General features: G+C 37.6%; 2 protein-coding genes. Both read left to right on the top strand.

From position 1 onward, the window contains the following. The coding region (locus ABCO64_RS10235; protein ID WP_343089386.1) for an ATP-binding cassette domain-containing protein at window positions 1-338 on the top strand (338 nt) is incomplete at its 5' end. A gap of 165 nt (window positions 339-503) precedes the next feature. Beyond that, on the top strand, window positions 504-830 hold a 327-nt coding region (locus ABCO64_RS10230), incomplete at its 3' end, for a hypothetical protein (RefSeq protein ID WP_343089385.1).

Raw genomic sequence — 830 nt, 5'->3', positions numbered from 1 at the left:
CCTTAGTTGGGGAACAAGGTCATAGTTTATCAGGCGGGCAACGCCAAAGAATCGCGATCGCGCGCGCCATTTTAAAAGACGCCCCCATTATTTTATTCGATGAAGCAACCAGTGCCTTAGATAACGTCAGTGAAGCTAAAATAAAAGATGCGCTTAATGCCATCAAACAAGTGAAAACCGTATTGATTATTGCGCACCGTTTATCGACGGTGTTAGATGTCGATGAGATTTTAGTGATTGACTCAGGAAAAATTGTCGAATCAGGCGCTCATGAAACATTGTTAGAAGCGAATGGACTGTATCAAATGCTTTATCAAAAACAACTTAAAGAAACCTAAAAGCGAGGCATATCCTCGCTTTTTTAATAAGCAAAGTCACCATATAATTTAAACACGCATGATAAAATACTTACGAGGTGCTTAAAATGATTATAGATAAAAACCATTTAATTAAAACTAAATCTTACAGCGATATTTTAAAATCACCCTTTTACTGAGGCGATCTTGTCTTACGCTAAAAATCCTAAAGTAGACGCAATAGATACCTATATGAACTCTTTTTATGAAACTTTTAGCGCGCCCACGTTAGGTGAAGCCTTTTTCCATGGGAAAAATATAAGTCATCCCTTATACAAGGTCCCTTCAAAAAAGTATTTTGTGCCGTGGTTTGATAGGATGGATATGGGTGGGTTTGGCGAAAACTTAGCCCCTAATCATGGATCACATTTTATCGGTCCAGTGAGCGATACGTTTTTAAACAATGAATTTAACCGGTTAAAAAGCATTTATGATTCTATTCAAGAAAAAGGTTTTGATGTGGCGGTGCAAAGC

This window comes from Methanocalculus natronophilus, assembly GCF_038751955.1.
GTDB classification, from domain to species: domain Archaea; phylum Halobacteriota; class Methanomicrobia; order Methanomicrobiales; family Methanocorpusculaceae; genus Methanocalculus; species Methanocalculus natronophilus.
This window is presented reverse-complemented; position numbering and strand designations above follow the sequence as displayed.